The sequence below is a fragment of the Anaerotruncus massiliensis (ex Togo et al. 2026) genome (genome assembly GCF_900199635.1).
GTDB classification, from domain to species: domain Bacteria; phylum Bacillota; class Clostridia; order Oscillospirales; family Ruminococcaceae; genus Anaerotruncus; species Anaerotruncus massiliensis.
In genome coordinates, this window is the sequence record NZ_LT962687.1 from 2,021,147 (window position 1) to 2,034,613 (window position 13,467).

Genomic DNA, 13,467 nt, shown 5'->3' on the forward strand with positions numbered 1-13,467 from the left:
TTTTTCCCCATTGTAACAAGTTTCATGCCGAAAAGCAAGGGGCCCGCAAACCGCGTTTGCGGGCCCCCTGCGCTTTTCAGCCGAGGGTGGAACGCTCGGTGTTGGCGTTCTCGCCCGAATCGGCGCAGATGACATAGGTGCGGTCGACGACCGCCTCGGCGTCGTAGGTCTTTTGGATGTAGTACTCGATGAGCACCCGCGAGGGGCTGCGCTCGTCGCGGTAGAACTCGAAATACATCTTCTGGTTCTCCTGCGTCCAGTTGACCCAGAACTGGTTGCTCTGCGGCTGCTTCGCCACCGTGTGCAGGCGCATGTTGGAGGGCACCCAGTCGCTGACGTTCCAGTAGCCGTAGGAGGCCGCGTCCTCAAAGTCGACGGTCAGCGTGACCTTGTATTTGCCGCCCTCCATCGGGAGGAAATCCTTCCGGACATGGACGGTGTCGGACTGCTCGATGCCGACCTCGGACGGTTCGCCGATGTAGTAGGCGGTCGCCCTGACCGTGTCGGGGACCCCGTGGAAGGCGAGGCCCTCCATGTCGCCGCGGTTGAGGGTGATCGTCGCGCGGCCGGTCGCGCCCAGGTCGACCGTGCGGGTCTCGCCGCCCGCGGTGCAGGTGAACTTCGCGGGGGCGGGCACCGGCCTGTCAAAGTTGGCGACGTAGATCATGCACTCCAGCACCGAGCCGATCCGCCAGCGGTCCCGCGCGAAATAGTAGGCGTAGGCGTCCGCGTCGGAAAGCCCCAGCTCGGAGGCGGTGATCCACGCGAGCGTGGTGCACCGGCGGTTCTCCGCGCTGCGCTGGTAGTCCTTGGGCAGGTTGGAAAACTCCAGCCACTTCTCCTGCCCGTGGGTACGCTGCCTGGGCGTGACGATCCCGTCATAGAGCTCCCGCGCCTCCTGCCGCTCCCCGGCGGCGGCGAGGCCCGCCATGTAGTAGAGCTGCTCCTCGAACGGGACGTTGCCCGCCGCGAGGATCTCACGGATCTTCGCGGTGTGGGACGGGTCGAGCACCGCCAGTCCCGCGTGGGCCGCCGCCCGCGCGACGGGGTCTGCGGAGGAGTCCTCTGCGGCCGCGGCGAAGTAGACGCGCATCCGCGGCTTGCTGTACTCGTCCCCCGCCGCAAGCAGGATTTTAAAGGTGACCTCGGGGTCGCTCGGCCCGTTCACATACCAGCCGATGCCGCCGTCCGCGTTCTGGAAGCCCGCAACGTCGCCGTCGTCCGCGCGGATGTGCTGCGGCAGCTGCTCGGGCTCAAGGTGGGACGAGAGCGCCCGCTTGGCGACATAGCGCGACATGCGCTGGTCGACGCGGAAGCAGTAGTGGGTGAGCAGCGAGGAGACGCTCAGATAGTAGGGCTCGAACTCCTCGTCGTACATCGTGATGGTCACGGGGTAGCGCATCGCCTGGATGTCGATGGGCTTTTGCAGGTCGATCTCCCGGTTGACGACAAGTTCGAGGTTGCTGTGGATGACCGCGAGCGGCAGCTCCACCGTGTCGCGCATCCCGCCGAACTGCGCGGTTGACGTGACGGTGTATTCGCCCTCCGCGAGCTTTCCGAAGTTGAGCTGGACCGGCTGGTAGGCCCTGCCCGTCTCGTCGAAGGTCCGGTCGACCCCGTCGCCGGTTACGCGGACCTGGTAGGAAATCTCATCCCCCTCGGAGAGCGCGTCGCCGTGGCCCTGCACGAGGACGGCCACCTCGTCGCCCGCGATGTATTTGGGGCTGATGACCGGCTTTACGAAGAAGGGCAGCGTCGCGGCGAAATTCGTCTTGGAGGACCCGGCGTAGAGGTTGTCGCCGATCGCGATCGTTGTGATCCGCCAGGAGGTGACGTTGTCGGGCAGCGTGAAGGTGACCGACGCGTCCCCGTTCGCGTCGCTGCGCAGCGGATAGAAGGCGGCGGTGTCCTTGAAGTTCTTGCGGAAGCTGTCGTAGGCCGCCAGGTTGTCGCCGTCCCCCTTGCCGCCGTCTCCGCTCTGGTTGAAGGGGTCGATGTCCCCGGCGGAGGTCGTGTATTTATAGACGTAGTAGGTGTAGAAATCGAGCTCGCCGTAGAGCTCGTTGAGCACGTCGAAGTACTGCTCGCGTAGCGCGAAGATCGCCTCGTCCACGACGCTCACGACCATCTCGCCGCTCACCGGCCTGCCGGCGCGGTCGGTGACCTTCGCCTTCACCGTCACCTGCTCGCCCGGCCGGTAGGCCTCCTTGTCGGTAGACGCCTCGACGGTGAGCGCCATGCTCTCGTTTTTGGTGCGCACGTAGGCGTTGCTGACCGCGTGCACGTCGCGCCCGTCGAAGTAGGCGGCCACGACGAGGACGCTGTTCGCGTGCTGCTGGCCCACCGTCAGCTCAAACCCGTCGTCCGCGTCGCCGCGCCCCACGATCTCGTCCTGGAGGAAGGTGTAGAGCATCCGGCCGTTCGCGTCCCCGACCGGCGCGCCCTCGTGCCGCAGTTCAAACCGCAGGGTGTCCCCCACGTCCGCCTCGACGAAGCTGCGCGCGAGGTACTGCTCATACTGCTGGACCGGCTTGCGCGCGCCGTTTTTGTAGATGTCGAAGGTGTAGCCGCGGATCGCCTCCTTCTCGGCGTCCCGGTCGCCCGGCCACGGCTTGCCGTTGTCGGCGTAGGCCCCCGCCACGATCTCGCTGCCGTTGGCCCGGTAGGAGACGCTCGCGCTCACATAGGCGTAGTAGTTCCCGTCGAACTCCTGCTCAATGAGGGCCTCCCGCGTCCCGCGCCCGGCCGTGAGCGGAACCATGCCGCCGACCTTTCCGCTTTGGTACTCCCCCTTGGGATCATAATAGTCGTACCGCGCGTCGAAGGAGAGCTGCATGTCGACCGGCTCGCCGACGAGGACGTCGTACTTCCTGTCGTAGTTGTCGTTGTAGTCGTAGTAGCCGCCGATCAGGCCGTCCGCCTGCTCCCGGCTCGTGACGCGGCTCAGGTCGATGCGGTTGGCGAGCACGGTGAGGGATGCGTTGCCGTCCGCGCCGAAGCGCAGCGAGGGGCGCAGCATCACGTTGGCGGGGACGTAGACGTACCGGCCCTGGAAGGTGACGTTTTCCCCGTCGTTTGCGATTTTGACGTAGTAGTAACCGGCCCGGGGCGTCCAGGAGGACTTGCCCTCGGTGACTCCCTCCCCCGCCTTGAAGGTGACGCGCGCCACCCCCTGGGCGTCGGTCGTCACGGTGCGCACCGCCTCGAAGTTGCCGCTGTAGGGGTTGAAGAGGCTGAATTCGAGCGGGTAGTTCGGGAGCGGCGTCCCGTCGTAGAAGGTGGGGGTGATCGTCGCCGTCACCTCGTCGCCGTAACGGTAGATGATCCCGTCGACCTCGCCCGCGATCGTATAGGCGGGGGTGGTGAACTCCTTGACGTCGATGTAGATCGAATCCAGGACGCGGGTGGACACCACCTCGCCGCTGTAGGGGTCGGTGTAGGGGGTGCAGGGGATGGTCGCCTGCACAATGTAATCCTGGCTCACGATCTGCTCAAAGAAGAATTCCCCCGTGAAGGTGCCGTCCGCCTGGACCGCCGCCCGCACCTGCTGGTTGACGCCGTCCGGGTCGAGGGTGACCGTCACGGCCGACGGCATGGCTCCGCGGTTCATCCGGTAGGGCTTCAGGTAGCCCCAGAAGTGGACCGTGTCGGTCGGGCGGTAGAGGGCCCGGTCGAGATAGAAGAAGGCATAGTAGCGGTCCTCCCTGCGCCCGAAGTCGCCGCCGTAGTAGTACGCCTCGGTCGTCATGCCGCGGGTGACGTCCGCGTAGACCGGCACGCCCGACGGGTCGTAGATCGTGAAGAGCACCGGCTTGGCGGGGGGCATCCCCTTGCCGTAGTAGCTTTCCGCCGCGGCCGGGTCCTCGTAGGCGGGCGGCTCAAAGGAAAAGACCGCGCTGCCGTCCTCCCCCGTCACGGCGGAGGCGACCTCCTTCCCGTCCTGGGTAAACCTTACGGTGTGGCCCGCGAGGCTGCCGCCCGTGGCGGAGTCGTTGAGCCAGAGGAGCATCTGCTTTTGGGCCGACTGCATGTAGAGGGAGGCGGTCGCAACCTGGAAGGCCTTGTAGTCGGTGACCGGCTCCTTCGTCTTGGTGTCGATGACCGTCGTCACGACCGCGTAGTAGCCCCTGCCGGGGTTCGGGAAGGAGACCGTGTTGAGGCCCTCCTTCATCTGCTCGGTACGCGCCTGTCCGATCGCCTCGGGTGCGCTCTCCGGGTCCCGGCCGAGCAGGATGTCGGCGTACTGGTCGAAGCCGGTCAGCCGGCAGAGGGTGACGGTGGCCTCGCGTCCCTTTTTGGCGACGGTGTCGAGCTGGTATTCAAGCGCGACCTCGTCGTCCGGGTGGAAGGTGTTGACCCCGCGGTTGGTCATGATGAGGGAGAAGTCGCGCGATTCGGTGCGCACCTCCATCACCCGCGCCGTCGAGAGGGCCAGGCCGTTCTTCGAGGCGAAGCCCGCCGGAACTGTCACGGAGTAGTTCGTGTTATAATCGAGCATCGCCTCGGGCGCGAGCTTGACGAGATTGCCCTCCGCGCTCACCCGGCAGGGGACGCTCCTCCCCTTGCCCTCCGCATCCGCGTCGGGGCCGGACGGCAGGCGCAGCTGCACCTGTCCCGCGACCGACGCGGGGTCGAGCTCGTCGGAAAACTCGACGAAGATCGGCCCCTCGATCGGGATTCCATCCGCCCCCTCCCCAAGGCTCACCCGCGCGGAGAAGTGGGAATCCACCACCGTTTCGTAGTCGTAGTCGCTGTTGTAATAGCTGATTTTGAGCCGGGCGTCCTTGAGGTTTTTGCCGTCCTCCACATACAGGAGGAAGCACTTTTCATCCTCCTGCCCGACGGTGAATTCCACCGGCGGGTCGAAGGTAACCTTCTCCTCGAGGAAGCCGGCCGACAGGCCGTTTTGGGAGGCGGGAACGTCGCAGCGGACGCGGACCGCCCCGTCGAGCGGCAGGTAGAAATCGTCGACGGTGAGCGTCTTCATCGCGTCCTGCGAGGGGTAGTTCCACTCGCCGGACGGCTCGGATTCCACGGGCGCCGCCGGGGCGTTGACGGGGTTTTTCGGGAAGCTGAGGGTGATGAACCAGCCCAGCGCCCCGACCAGCAGGAAGACCGCCAGCACGGCCAGCGCGATCAGCGCGGGACGGCTGAGCTTCGGCTTCTTCCCATCGCGCGGCGGGGGCGCGGCCCCCGCGTCCTCCCCAGAATGCCCCGGCGCGGGGCGGGGCTCCTCCTGCGGGGAGGGGTCCCCGTTTTCATTCTGCGGGCGGTTGTCGTCAAACTCAGACATGGCGCGCTCTCCTTTCCGGTCGTTCATACGGACGCCGACGCGTTCGGAAAGAGCGTCAGCACCTGGGTATTGTCGTTGTAGTTATATTCGATGTAGCCGGTCGTGTCGATTTCCACCGGGATGTTTTCCTCCTCCAGCCGAGCGGAAACCGCACGCAGCAACGGGAAGATGTCCCTGTGGTAGATATCCCGCCAGCGGGTAAACGCCTCGTACTCCCCGAAGAGCTTGATTTCGAGGAAGACGGGCTGCCTGGCCGCCGGAAGCGGCTGATCCGCGAGCCGGCGGGCGAAGCCCGCCGCCATCGCCGCGACCGGGTCGGGGTCGCCGAGGTCGGCGCAGTAGCCGAACTGCCGATAGTAGCTGTAGCGGTCGGAGTCCCCCGGCGGCAGCTCGCGGTACTGCCCCGGCTCGGGGAAGTGCTCGAGGGAGATTTCCTCCAGCGTGACGAGCAGGTAGTCGTGGTAGAGGTAGCCGGTCTCGTCGGGCAGGTCGTCCCATGTCGCGTCGACGTAGTACCACCCGTCCTCCAGCTTCACCGCGTTCCACGCGTGGGGGATTCCCCGCACGCTCGTGCCGCTCAAAAAGGCGCAGGGCACGCCCAGCCGCTGCATGAGGTACTGGTAGGCGCGGCTGTAGGCGCCGCACACCCCGCCGCAGCGCACCAGTCCGCCGTAGAGGTTGCCCGCGTCACCGTCCTGCGCGCCCTCCTCATAGGAGACGCGGCGGAGGAGCGCGTCGTGCGCCAGCACGGCCGCCTCCGGGGCGGGCAGGCCCTCCATGCCGTCCAGCAGGGCGTCCGCGGCCGCGTCGATCTGCCGCTGTCGTTCCCGCACCGCCGGGAGGGTGAGTCCCTCCTCCACCGCCAGGGTGAATCGGTCGGCCCGCTCCCCCGCCGGGATTTCACAGCGCAGCCAGTAGAATTCCGCCCGGTCTAGCAGCAGCGCGTCGTACGCCGCCTGTATCGTCCGAGCGGACGCCGGGGAAGCAAGGGGGATCTCCTCCCCCACCCGCCAGCCTTCCGCCGCAGAGCAGAGTTCGTCGTAGGCGGCGCGCCCCTCCCCGTCCAGCAGGGAGCGCGCGTAGCCCTCCGGGCGCGCAGGCGCGGCGGGCGGTTCGTCCTCCGGGAGCGGCGCGGCCCGCGCGCAGCCCGCGAACAAAAAAAGCAGCGCCAGGACCGCCGCCAGCATCCGCCGCATCCCCGCACCTCCCTCTGATGTACACACTCTATTAACAAAATTGTACCCTCCGCAGGGGACAGCTGTCAACCGAATATTTGCTTTTCCCGCCCTATCCCATTATAATGAGGGTACCAACCGACGGGAGAACCCTTATGAAACAATTCGTCGCTTTATTTCTGTCCCTGCTCCTGCTCGCGGGCTGCGGCGCGCCGGCAAAGCCGCCGCCTCCCGCGCCGGCGGCCGCTTCCGAAGCCGCCGAGGCTCCGCCGGGAGCGGAGAGCGCCGCGCCCGCGCCCTCCGGGCGCGCGGCGCTGCCGCTCGAAAACGCGTGGATCGCCTCGCTGGCGGACGGGATCGCCGCGCCGATTCTGGCGCGGGAGCTGCCGCCCGCGGAGGAGATCCGCGCGGCCTACCTCTGGCTCATCGAAAACGTCTACTTCGCCGACCCGGTGGGCCTCGACGCGTGGCGGTACCACGGCGACCCGGACGCGCCGCCCCCCTACCTCGAAAACCGCGCCCTCAGCCCGCTGCGCTTCGGCGTCGGCTCCTGCGAGGACTTTGCCGCCGCAATGGCCGTGCTGCTGCGGCGGATGGGCTACAAGGCGCAATATGTGTCGGGGCTCACGATCTCGGTCGAGGGGGAATTCGTCGACCACGCGTGGACCGTCGTACAGCTCGACGGGAAATGGTACCACCTCGACCCGCAGCTCGAACAGAACGTCGTCAAATCGGGACGGGTGAGCTTCCGGTACTTCCTTCGGGACGACCGGACGATGCTCGCCGACCACCGCTGGGGAGAATCCCTCGCGGCCTACTACGGGGGCGCGATCGCGCCCGGACAGCGGGAAACCATCCTCACCGAGCTGGCCGTCCCCGCCTGCCCCGAGGCGTATGTCCCCACCCCCGCGCCCGCTGAGGTTTCGCTGCCAGGGCGGCCCGACCCCTACGCCCTCCGGGAGACGCTCGACGCGGAGCGGGAGGCCTGGCTCTCCGAGCACGGGCCGCCCGGTCCGATCGCGCTCGACGTGACCCCGCCCATCTACGCGGTGATGCCCGAGCCGCCGAAATAAAAATTCCGCCGCATGAAAAAAGGAGGCGTCCGGCCGTTGGCCGGACGCCTCCTTTGCTGATGCTTTTACAGGAAGTTCCAAAGCTCCTCGTGGGGCGCGCCGAGAATCGACTGGCCCACGAACACGCCCTGCTCCTTGGCGTAGCGCGCGCCCGCCTCGACGGCGGCCGTCACGTCGGCCACGTCGCCCGTCAGCAGGACGACCCCCTTGCCGCCCATGCCGCGCGCGGTGCGCAGCTCGAGGATCTCCACGTCGGCGGATTTGACCGCGCAGTCGGCGGCCAGAATCACGCTGGCGACGGTGAAGGTCTCGATCGTGCCGAGCGCGCCGCGCTTCGCCTCCGGCTGCGCGCCGAGCAGCGCCTTGACCACCGCCGGGTCGATCCGCCCGAGCAGCACCGCGTCAAGCAGGTTCTCCTCGAAGCCGGCTTTGACCCGATCCATCGCGGCGTTCACCTGCGCGAGCTCGCCGGTGATCACCAATTCGAACTTCCCGGGGCAGATGGGCTGCGCCGAAATAAGCCGGATCCCGGCGGATTTAAGCGCGGCGTCGCTCGCTTCGATTCCCCGGGCGATGCTCCGCAGTTCCAGTACGCCTACCGCATAGTCCATTCTTATTTCACCTCGCCCATCGTCATTTCAATTTCCGTATCCGTCACGCGGGAGATTGTTCCCGCGACCGGCGCGTGCAGCGCCGCGGAGATGCCCTCCCGCGCCCTCGCAATCAGCTGGCCCGCCGCCACCTCGTCGCCCACGGCCACGACCGGCTCCGACGGCTTTCCCACATGCTGGGAGAGCGGCAGGCGCCAGAGGGCCTGCGCCACCGGCAGGTCGCCGGCCCATTCGGCCTCCCGGTCGAATTTCGCCACGCCGATCCGGCTTTTGAACCGGCTGACCGGCACCATCCGGAAGTCCCGCTCGGAGTCCGGCTTCGTCGGCCCGTCCGCGCGGTAGCCGATCCGGTGCCTGCCCAGGCTCTGCTTGACGGCGGTCATCGCCGCCGACGGCGCGATCCCCTGGCAGCAGGCCATCAGCGTGCACACCCCGCAGCCGCTGCAAAGCGACGCGGTGAGCAACTCCTCCGGGTTGCCCGGCGCCCCCGCGCCAACCGCCCGCAGCGTCTTGTGCGGCTGGAGCGGATACCCCAGCAGGTGGCGCGGACAGAGCTCGGTGCAGTACATGCACTGGCAGCAGGCGGACGGCACCCGTTTGAGCAGCCGTTCGACCGGCGCGGCCTTGTTGGCGATCGCCGGGATCTCCTCCGGCAGGATGAGCAGCGCCTTGGTCTTCTTGGTCACGACGGCGGAGGCGGGATTCACGATATTGCCCATCGCCGGGCCGCCGTCCACGACGACATGCCCCGTGGGGACCGTTACCCCCGCCGCGCGCAGGACCGCGCGCACGCCGCAGTTGACCGGCACCCTCACGACGACGGGATGTTCCACCGCGCCGCCGATCGTAAGCCACTTCTCCGTCACTGGGGCGCCCCGAACGGCGTTCGAGACGTTGTAGGCCGTCTCGGCGTTGACGACGACCACGCCCACCGCGCTGGGCAGCTGCCCCGGCGGCACGACCCGGCCGAGCGCCTGGTAGATCATGATGATCTCGTCGCCCATCGGGTAGACGTCGGGCAGCAGCGCGGCGCGCGCACCGCAGGGGAGCTCCTCCCCCTGGGCGACGCCGAGGCGCAGGGCGGTGTGCTCCTTCATCGCCACGAGGACCTGTGCGGCGCCCATCGCGTCGCACAGCTCCCGCGCGCCCTCGCACACCCGGTCGAGGTGCTCCCGCAGAATGGTGAAATCGGTGTAGAGCAGGGGCTCGCACTCGGCGGCGTTGACCAGCACCGTGTCGATCCCCCGCGCCAGCTTCCGGTGGGTGGGGAACCCCGCGCCGCCCGCGCCGATCACGCCGGCTGCCTCGATTGTATCCCTCAGCAGTTCCAGTTCCATGGGGCTTCCCCTCCCTTCCCGGCGGAAAACCGCCTCATTCGTCAATGATCCCGACGATCACCGCGTCGGTCGGGGTCTCGCGGTCGTCGAGCGCCAGGCGCGCGCCGCTGCCGCGGGTGATGAGCACCCGCTCGCCGATGCCCGCGCCCACCCGGTCGATCGCGACGAGGAATTCCCCCGTCGGCGCGCCGTTCCGGTAGAGCTCGACCTCGAGAAATTTAGAACCGACAAGCGTCTCCACCTTGCGGGTGGAGACGATCGTGCCGGTGACCTTTCCGCATACCATAGTTAATCCCTTCCGTCCGGTCAGCCGCCGCGTTTGACGATCGTCACCTGCGGCTTGCCGGTGAACCCGATCGCGTTGGCGTCGTCGGTATCGATGTGCATTTCCAGCGTGAAGCTCGGCGCAACCCGGATCTGCACGTCGTAGAGCATCGTCCGGCGCTCCCCCTCCGCGAGACATTCGACCAGGTCGCCGTCCCGCACGCCGTAGATCCGCGCGTCCTCCGGCGACATGTGGATGTGCCGGTTGGCGATGATGCAGCCCTCCTCGACGATCACGACCCCGCAGGGGCCGACAATTGTGAGCCCGGCCGAGCCCCGGATCTCGCCCGACGGGCGAACCGGGGGGCGCACCTTGAGCACGAAGGTGTCGGTGCGCGAGATTTCAATCTGCGTCTGCTTGCGCAGCGGCCCGAGCACGCGGACCTTTTCGATCGGCCGCAGGGACGGTCCGAGGATCGTCACCTGCTCCTGGGCGGCGAACTGCCCGCCCATCAGCTCCTTGATGTTGTGGAGCTCGCTGCCCTTGCCGAAGAGGATGTCCATGTGCTCCCGCGTCAGGTGGATATGCCGCGCGGAGACCCCCACCGGGATGGGCGGCAGCCCGGCGGGCGCCCCGGATTGACGCTGTGCCACAATCTGCCGGACGATCAGTTCCACGAGTTTTTCATCCACGGCCATTTTCTCCGCCTCCTATATTCGTCAATTCCCGCCGGGCGGACCCGCCCGGCGGGCTTTTCCTGCCGGAAGCGGTCAGTCCAGATGCGGGAGAATCTTCTCCACATCCGTGTGCGGCCTCGGGATCACGTGGGTCGCGACGACCTCGCCCAAACGGGCGGCGGCGGCCCCGCCGGCCTCGACGGCGGCCTTCACCGCGCCGACGTCCCCGCGGACCATGACGCTCACGAGCCCGGAACCGATCTTTTCGGTGCCGATCAGCACGACGTTCGCGGCCTTGACCATCGCATCCGCCGCTTCGATGTTCGCGACCAGTCCCCTGGTCTCTACCATGCCCAGTGCTTCCATACCTGTACGCTCCTTCTTTTCCTTCGGTTCCTCCGGCTTTGGGGCGGGAGGGGCGGGCGGCGCGGGCGTGTTCGCCTGCACCTGTTTGGTCACCATCTCGAGCACCTCCGGGGAGGTTGCGGCAATCACGCTCTTGGTCACCTTGTTCTTTCCGTTCTGATTTGCCTTTGCCATGCCGTGCTACGCCTCCACATCATCGGTATAGAGAAATTTTTTGATCTCCTCGTGCGGGCGGGGGATCACCTCGCACAGCTTCACGGTGCCAACCCGCCCGGCGGCGGCCTTACCCGCGTCGGCGGCCGCCTGGACGGCGGATACCTCCCCGTCCACGACGATGGTGACCATGCGCCCCCCGAGGCGGCGCTCGATATGTACCAGGCGGACGTCGGCGGCCTTGAGCATCGCGTCGAGCCCCTCGACCGCCGCGGCCATCGCCTGCACCTCGATCAGCGCAATTGCCCGTTCCATGGGTATCCCCCTTTGTTACTTGATGGAGGGAAGAATCTTCTCCACATCCGCGTGCGGCCTCGGGATCACGTGGGTCGCGACGACCTCGCCCAAACGGGCGGCGGCGGCCCCGCCGGCCTCGACGGCGGCCTTCACCGCGCCGACGTCCCCGCGGACCATGACGCTCACGAGCCCGGAACCGATCTTCTCGGTGCCGATCAGCGTGACGTTCGCGGCCTTGACCATCGCGTCCGCCGCTTCAATGTTTGCTACCAGACCCCTGGTCTCGACCATGCCCAATGCTTCCATCATCGTTCTTATCTCCTTTGCGTCGTTGTCGGTTTCGGGTTACTTGATCGACGGGAGAATCTTCTCCACATCCGCGTGCGGCCTCGGGATCACGTGGGTCGCGACGACCTCGCCCAAACGGGCGGCGGCGGCCCCGCCGGCCTCGACGGCGGCCTTCACCGCGCCGACGTCCCCGCGGACCATGACGCTCACGAGCCCGGAACCGATCTTCTCGGTGCCGATCAGCGTGACGTTCGCGGCCTTGACCATCGCGTCCGCCGCTTCGATGTTTGCTACCAGACCTCTGGTCTCGACCATGCCCAATGCTTCCATCATCATAATAATCTCCTTTACAATGTCGTTTTTATGTGGATTTTGAGTTCCTGGTTAATAGTTGTGCTCGTCGAAGCGGTCGCGGCCGACCGCGCAGAGCTTCGAGAGCTTTTTGGTGTCCTCCGCCTCGCGCCCGATGACGTGGTGGGTGACGTAGAGCCCGCGGGCCTTCGCCTCCCGCACCCCCGCCTCGACGGCCTGCTCGACGGCGGAGACCTCACCGCCGATCTTGACGATCATGATGAGCGGCACCTCTGCCGCGTCGCCCGCCGCGGGCTTATTCTTGTCGAGCGCGAGGATTTTGACGTCCGCCGCCTTGGCCGCGGCGTCCGCCACGACGATCGACGTGACGAAGCCGCAGACCTCGATCATTCCAAGCGCCATAGATATCACTCCCCGCCCCGGCGGATGCGCCGGAATTTACTGCGCGACATACGCGATCTTGATGCCCTGCTGCGAAAGGTTCGTCTCCATCGCCTCGTTCATTTTGTCGAGCGGGAAACGGTGGGTGATCAGCTCCTCGAGCGGCACGCCCATCCCCTTGGCCCGGCGCAGGAACGCCATCGTGACGGGATATTCATGCGCGCCGTAGGTCCACGAGCCGACCAGCATGATCTCCTTGTTGCAGAGGTCGAAGTGCGGATTGATGGTGCAGTCGCCGTTGTTGACGAAGAATCCCATCTCGCAAAGCCCTCCGCCCCGGCGGATGTACTTGTAGACGTCCGCCGCCGCGCCCGGGTTGCCGGTGCACTGGTAGGCGAAGTCCGCGCCCGCGCCGTCGCTCATCCCCTTGACCGCCGCGACCCGCTGGTCTAAAGTGGGCAGCTCCTTGAAGTTGACCGTGTCGGTCGCGCCCAGCCGCTTGGCGAAGGAGAGGCGGTTGTCGTTGCCGTCCACCGCGATGATGCGGTCGATGCCCGCCACATGCAGCGTGGCGATCATCATGAGGCCGACCGGGCCGCAGCCCTGCACGAGCACCTTGCTGTTGAAGTTGAGGCGGCCCGTTCTTTTGCCCTGCTCGAGCGCGTGGGTCGTGACCGCCGCCAATTCGAGCAGCATCCGCTGGTCGAGGGAGAGGTCGTTCACCACGAAGAAGGTCGAGCCCTTCGTGATCAGCAGGTGGGTGGAAAACCAGCCGCAGAGGTGGTTTTTGTCGTTGTCCGGGATGAGCCCGTAGACCCCCTGGTTTTCACAGAGCTGGGGGGAGTCGGGGTGCATCAGGCAGTTGTGGCATTCGCCGCAGGAGATGACCGAGGTCACCAGCTTGTCGCCCACCCGGATGGGGTGGCCCTGCGAGTCGTGTTTGATGTTTTTGCCCAGCGCGACCACCTCGCCGGTGCCCTCGTGCCCGAGGACGAGCGGGATGTAGCCGAAGGGGTCGCCCTTCCACTCGTGCACGTCGGTGCCGCACACGCCGCAGCCCTCGACCTTGACGAGAATCTCGTCGTCGCCCGGCTGGGGGATGGGGAACTCCCTGACCTCGAAATGCTTGGCCGCGGTCAGCATCGCGACGCGCGCCATGCCCGACGAAGGCGCGCCCGTCCCCATCTGGGAGAGGACCGAACGCACGATGGTTTCAATCTGGTTCGCATTGATGTCCAT

General features: G+C 66.9%; 13 protein-coding genes. 1 reads left to right on the top strand and 12 read right to left on the bottom strand.

Annotated features, from left to right (window positions below; all coding sequences use genetic code 11):
- Positions 1-76: 76 nt before the first annotated feature.
- Entirely contained in the window at positions 77-5,293 is a 5,217-nt protein-coding gene (locus C1A13_RS09990) for an Ig-like domain-containing alpha-2-macroglobulin family protein (RefSeq protein WP_172439245.1), read from the bottom strand.
- A gap of 23 nt (positions 5,294-5,316) precedes the next feature.
- Positions 5,317-6,489: a transglutaminase domain-containing protein gene (locus C1A13_RS09995; RefSeq protein ID WP_101551606.1), complete on the bottom strand. Its 1,173-nt coding sequence runs from the start codon at positions 6,487-6,489 to the stop codon at positions 5,317-5,319.
- Positions 6,490-6,623: 134 nt separating this feature from the next.
- Between C1A13_RS09995 and C1A13_RS10000 the strand changes: the two genes are divergently transcribed.
- Positions 6,624-7,541, top strand: coding sequence for a transglutaminase domain-containing protein (locus C1A13_RS10000; protein ID WP_101551608.1), 918 nt, complete (start codon positions 6,624-6,626; stop codon positions 7,539-7,541).
- Between the two features lie 65 nt (positions 7,542-7,606).
- Here the strand turns inward: C1A13_RS10000 and C1A13_RS10005 are convergent, their stop codons facing one another.
- The 10 genes from C1A13_RS10005 to C1A13_RS10050 form a co-directional block, all read right to left on the bottom strand.
- A complete protein-coding gene (locus C1A13_RS10005; RefSeq protein ID WP_101547905.1) occupies positions 7,607-8,152 on the bottom strand; it encodes a BMC domain-containing protein in 546 nt (181 codons plus the stop codon).
- 2 nt (positions 8,153-8,154) lie between these two features.
- A complete protein-coding gene (locus C1A13_RS10010) occupies positions 8,155-9,489 on the bottom strand; it encodes a 4Fe-4S dicluster domain-containing protein (protein ID WP_101547907.1) in 1,335 nt (444 codons plus the stop codon).
- A 34-nt stretch (positions 9,490-9,523) separates the two neighbouring features.
- Positions 9,524-9,775 (bottom strand): EutN/CcmL family microcompartment protein, encoded by a 252-nt coding sequence (locus C1A13_RS10015; RefSeq protein ID WP_101547909.1) that lies wholly within the window; start codon positions 9,773-9,775, stop codon positions 9,524-9,526.
- A gap of 20 nt (positions 9,776-9,795) precedes the next feature.
- Entirely contained in the window at positions 9,796-10,452 is a 657-nt protein-coding gene (gene pduL / locus C1A13_RS10020; RefSeq protein WP_101547911.1) for a phosphate propanoyltransferase, read from the bottom strand.
- Positions 10,453-10,524: 72 nt separating this feature from the next.
- Positions 10,525-10,797 carry a propanediol utilization microcompartment protein PduA gene (gene pduA / locus C1A13_RS10025; protein ID WP_146021740.1) on the bottom strand — a complete coding sequence of 91 codons (273 nt, stop codon included), beginning with the start codon at positions 10,795-10,797 and terminating at the stop codon, positions 10,525-10,527.
- A gap of 180 nt (positions 10,798-10,977) precedes the next feature.
- A complete protein-coding gene (locus C1A13_RS10030; RefSeq protein ID WP_101547901.1) occupies positions 10,978-11,265 on the bottom strand; it encodes a BMC domain-containing protein in 288 nt (95 codons plus the stop codon).
- Positions 11,266-11,280: 15 nt separating this feature from the next.
- Entirely contained in the window at positions 11,281-11,556 is a 276-nt protein-coding gene (locus C1A13_RS10035) for a BMC domain-containing protein (RefSeq protein ID WP_101547903.1), read from the bottom strand.
- Between the two features lie 36 nt (positions 11,557-11,592).
- Positions 11,593-11,871, bottom strand: a complete 279-nt coding sequence (locus C1A13_RS10040) for a BMC domain-containing protein (RefSeq protein ID WP_101551610.1) — start codon at positions 11,869-11,871, stop codon at positions 11,593-11,595.
- Between the two features lie 48 nt (positions 11,872-11,919).
- Positions 11,920-12,249, bottom strand: a complete 330-nt coding sequence (locus C1A13_RS10045; protein ID WP_101551613.1) for a BMC domain-containing protein — start codon at positions 12,247-12,249, stop codon at positions 11,920-11,922.
- Between the two features lie 36 nt (positions 12,250-12,285).
- Positions 12,286-13,467: a zinc-dependent alcohol dehydrogenase gene (locus C1A13_RS10050; protein WP_101551615.1), complete on the bottom strand. Its 1,182-nt coding sequence runs from the start codon at positions 13,465-13,467 to the stop codon at positions 12,286-12,288.

What these genes read in the sequence shown, in the direction of transcription:
- C1A13_RS09995 (WP_101551606.1), bottom strand. Translation starts at nt 6,489, where the DNA reads ATGCGGCGGATGCTGGCGGCGGTCCTGGCGCTGCTTTTTTTGTTCGCG.
- C1A13_RS10045 (WP_101551613.1), bottom strand. Translation starts at nt 12,249, where the DNA reads ATGGCGCTTGGAATGATCGAGGTCTGCGGCTTCGTCACGTCGATCGTC.
- C1A13_RS10030 (WP_101547901.1), bottom strand. Translation starts at nt 11,265, where the DNA reads ATGGAACGGGCAATTGCGCTGATCGAGGTGCAGGCGATGGCCGCGGCG.
- C1A13_RS10040 (WP_101551610.1), bottom strand. Translation starts at nt 11,871, where the DNA reads ATGATGATGGAAGCATTGGGCATGGTCGAGACCAGAGGTCTGGTAGCA.
- pduA (WP_146021740.1), bottom strand. Translation starts at nt 10,797, where the DNA reads ATGGAAGCACTGGGCATGGTAGAGACCAGGGGACTGGTCGCGAACATC.
- C1A13_RS10015 (WP_101547909.1), bottom strand. Translation starts at nt 9,775, where the DNA reads ATGGTATGCGGAAAGGTCACCGGCACGATCGTCTCCACCCGCAAGGTG.
- C1A13_RS10005 (WP_101547905.1), bottom strand. Translation starts at nt 8,152, where the DNA reads ATGGACTATGCGGTAGGCGTACTGGAACTGCGGAGCATCGCCCGGGGA.
- C1A13_RS10010 (WP_101547907.1), bottom strand. Translation starts at nt 9,489, where the DNA reads ATGGAACTGGAACTGCTGAGGGATACAATCGAGGCAGCCGGCGTGATC.
- C1A13_RS10050 (WP_101551615.1), bottom strand. Translation starts at nt 13,467, where the DNA reads ATGGACATCAATGCGAACCAGATTGAAACCATCGTGCGTTCGGTCCTC.
- C1A13_RS10000 (WP_101551608.1), top strand. Translation starts at nt 6,624, where the DNA reads ATGAAACAATTCGTCGCTTTATTTCTGTCCCTGCTCCTGCTCGCGGGC.
- C1A13_RS10035 (WP_101547903.1), bottom strand. Translation starts at nt 11,556, where the DNA reads ATGATGGAAGCATTGGGCATGGTCGAGACCAGGGGTCTGGTAGCAAAC.
- pduL (WP_101547911.1), bottom strand. Translation starts at nt 10,452, where the DNA reads ATGGCCGTGGATGAAAAACTCGTGGAACTGATCGTCCGGCAGATTGTG.
- C1A13_RS09990 (WP_172439245.1), bottom strand. Translation starts at nt 5,293, where the DNA reads ATGTCTGAGTTTGACGACAACCGCCCGCAGAATGAAAACGGGGACCCC.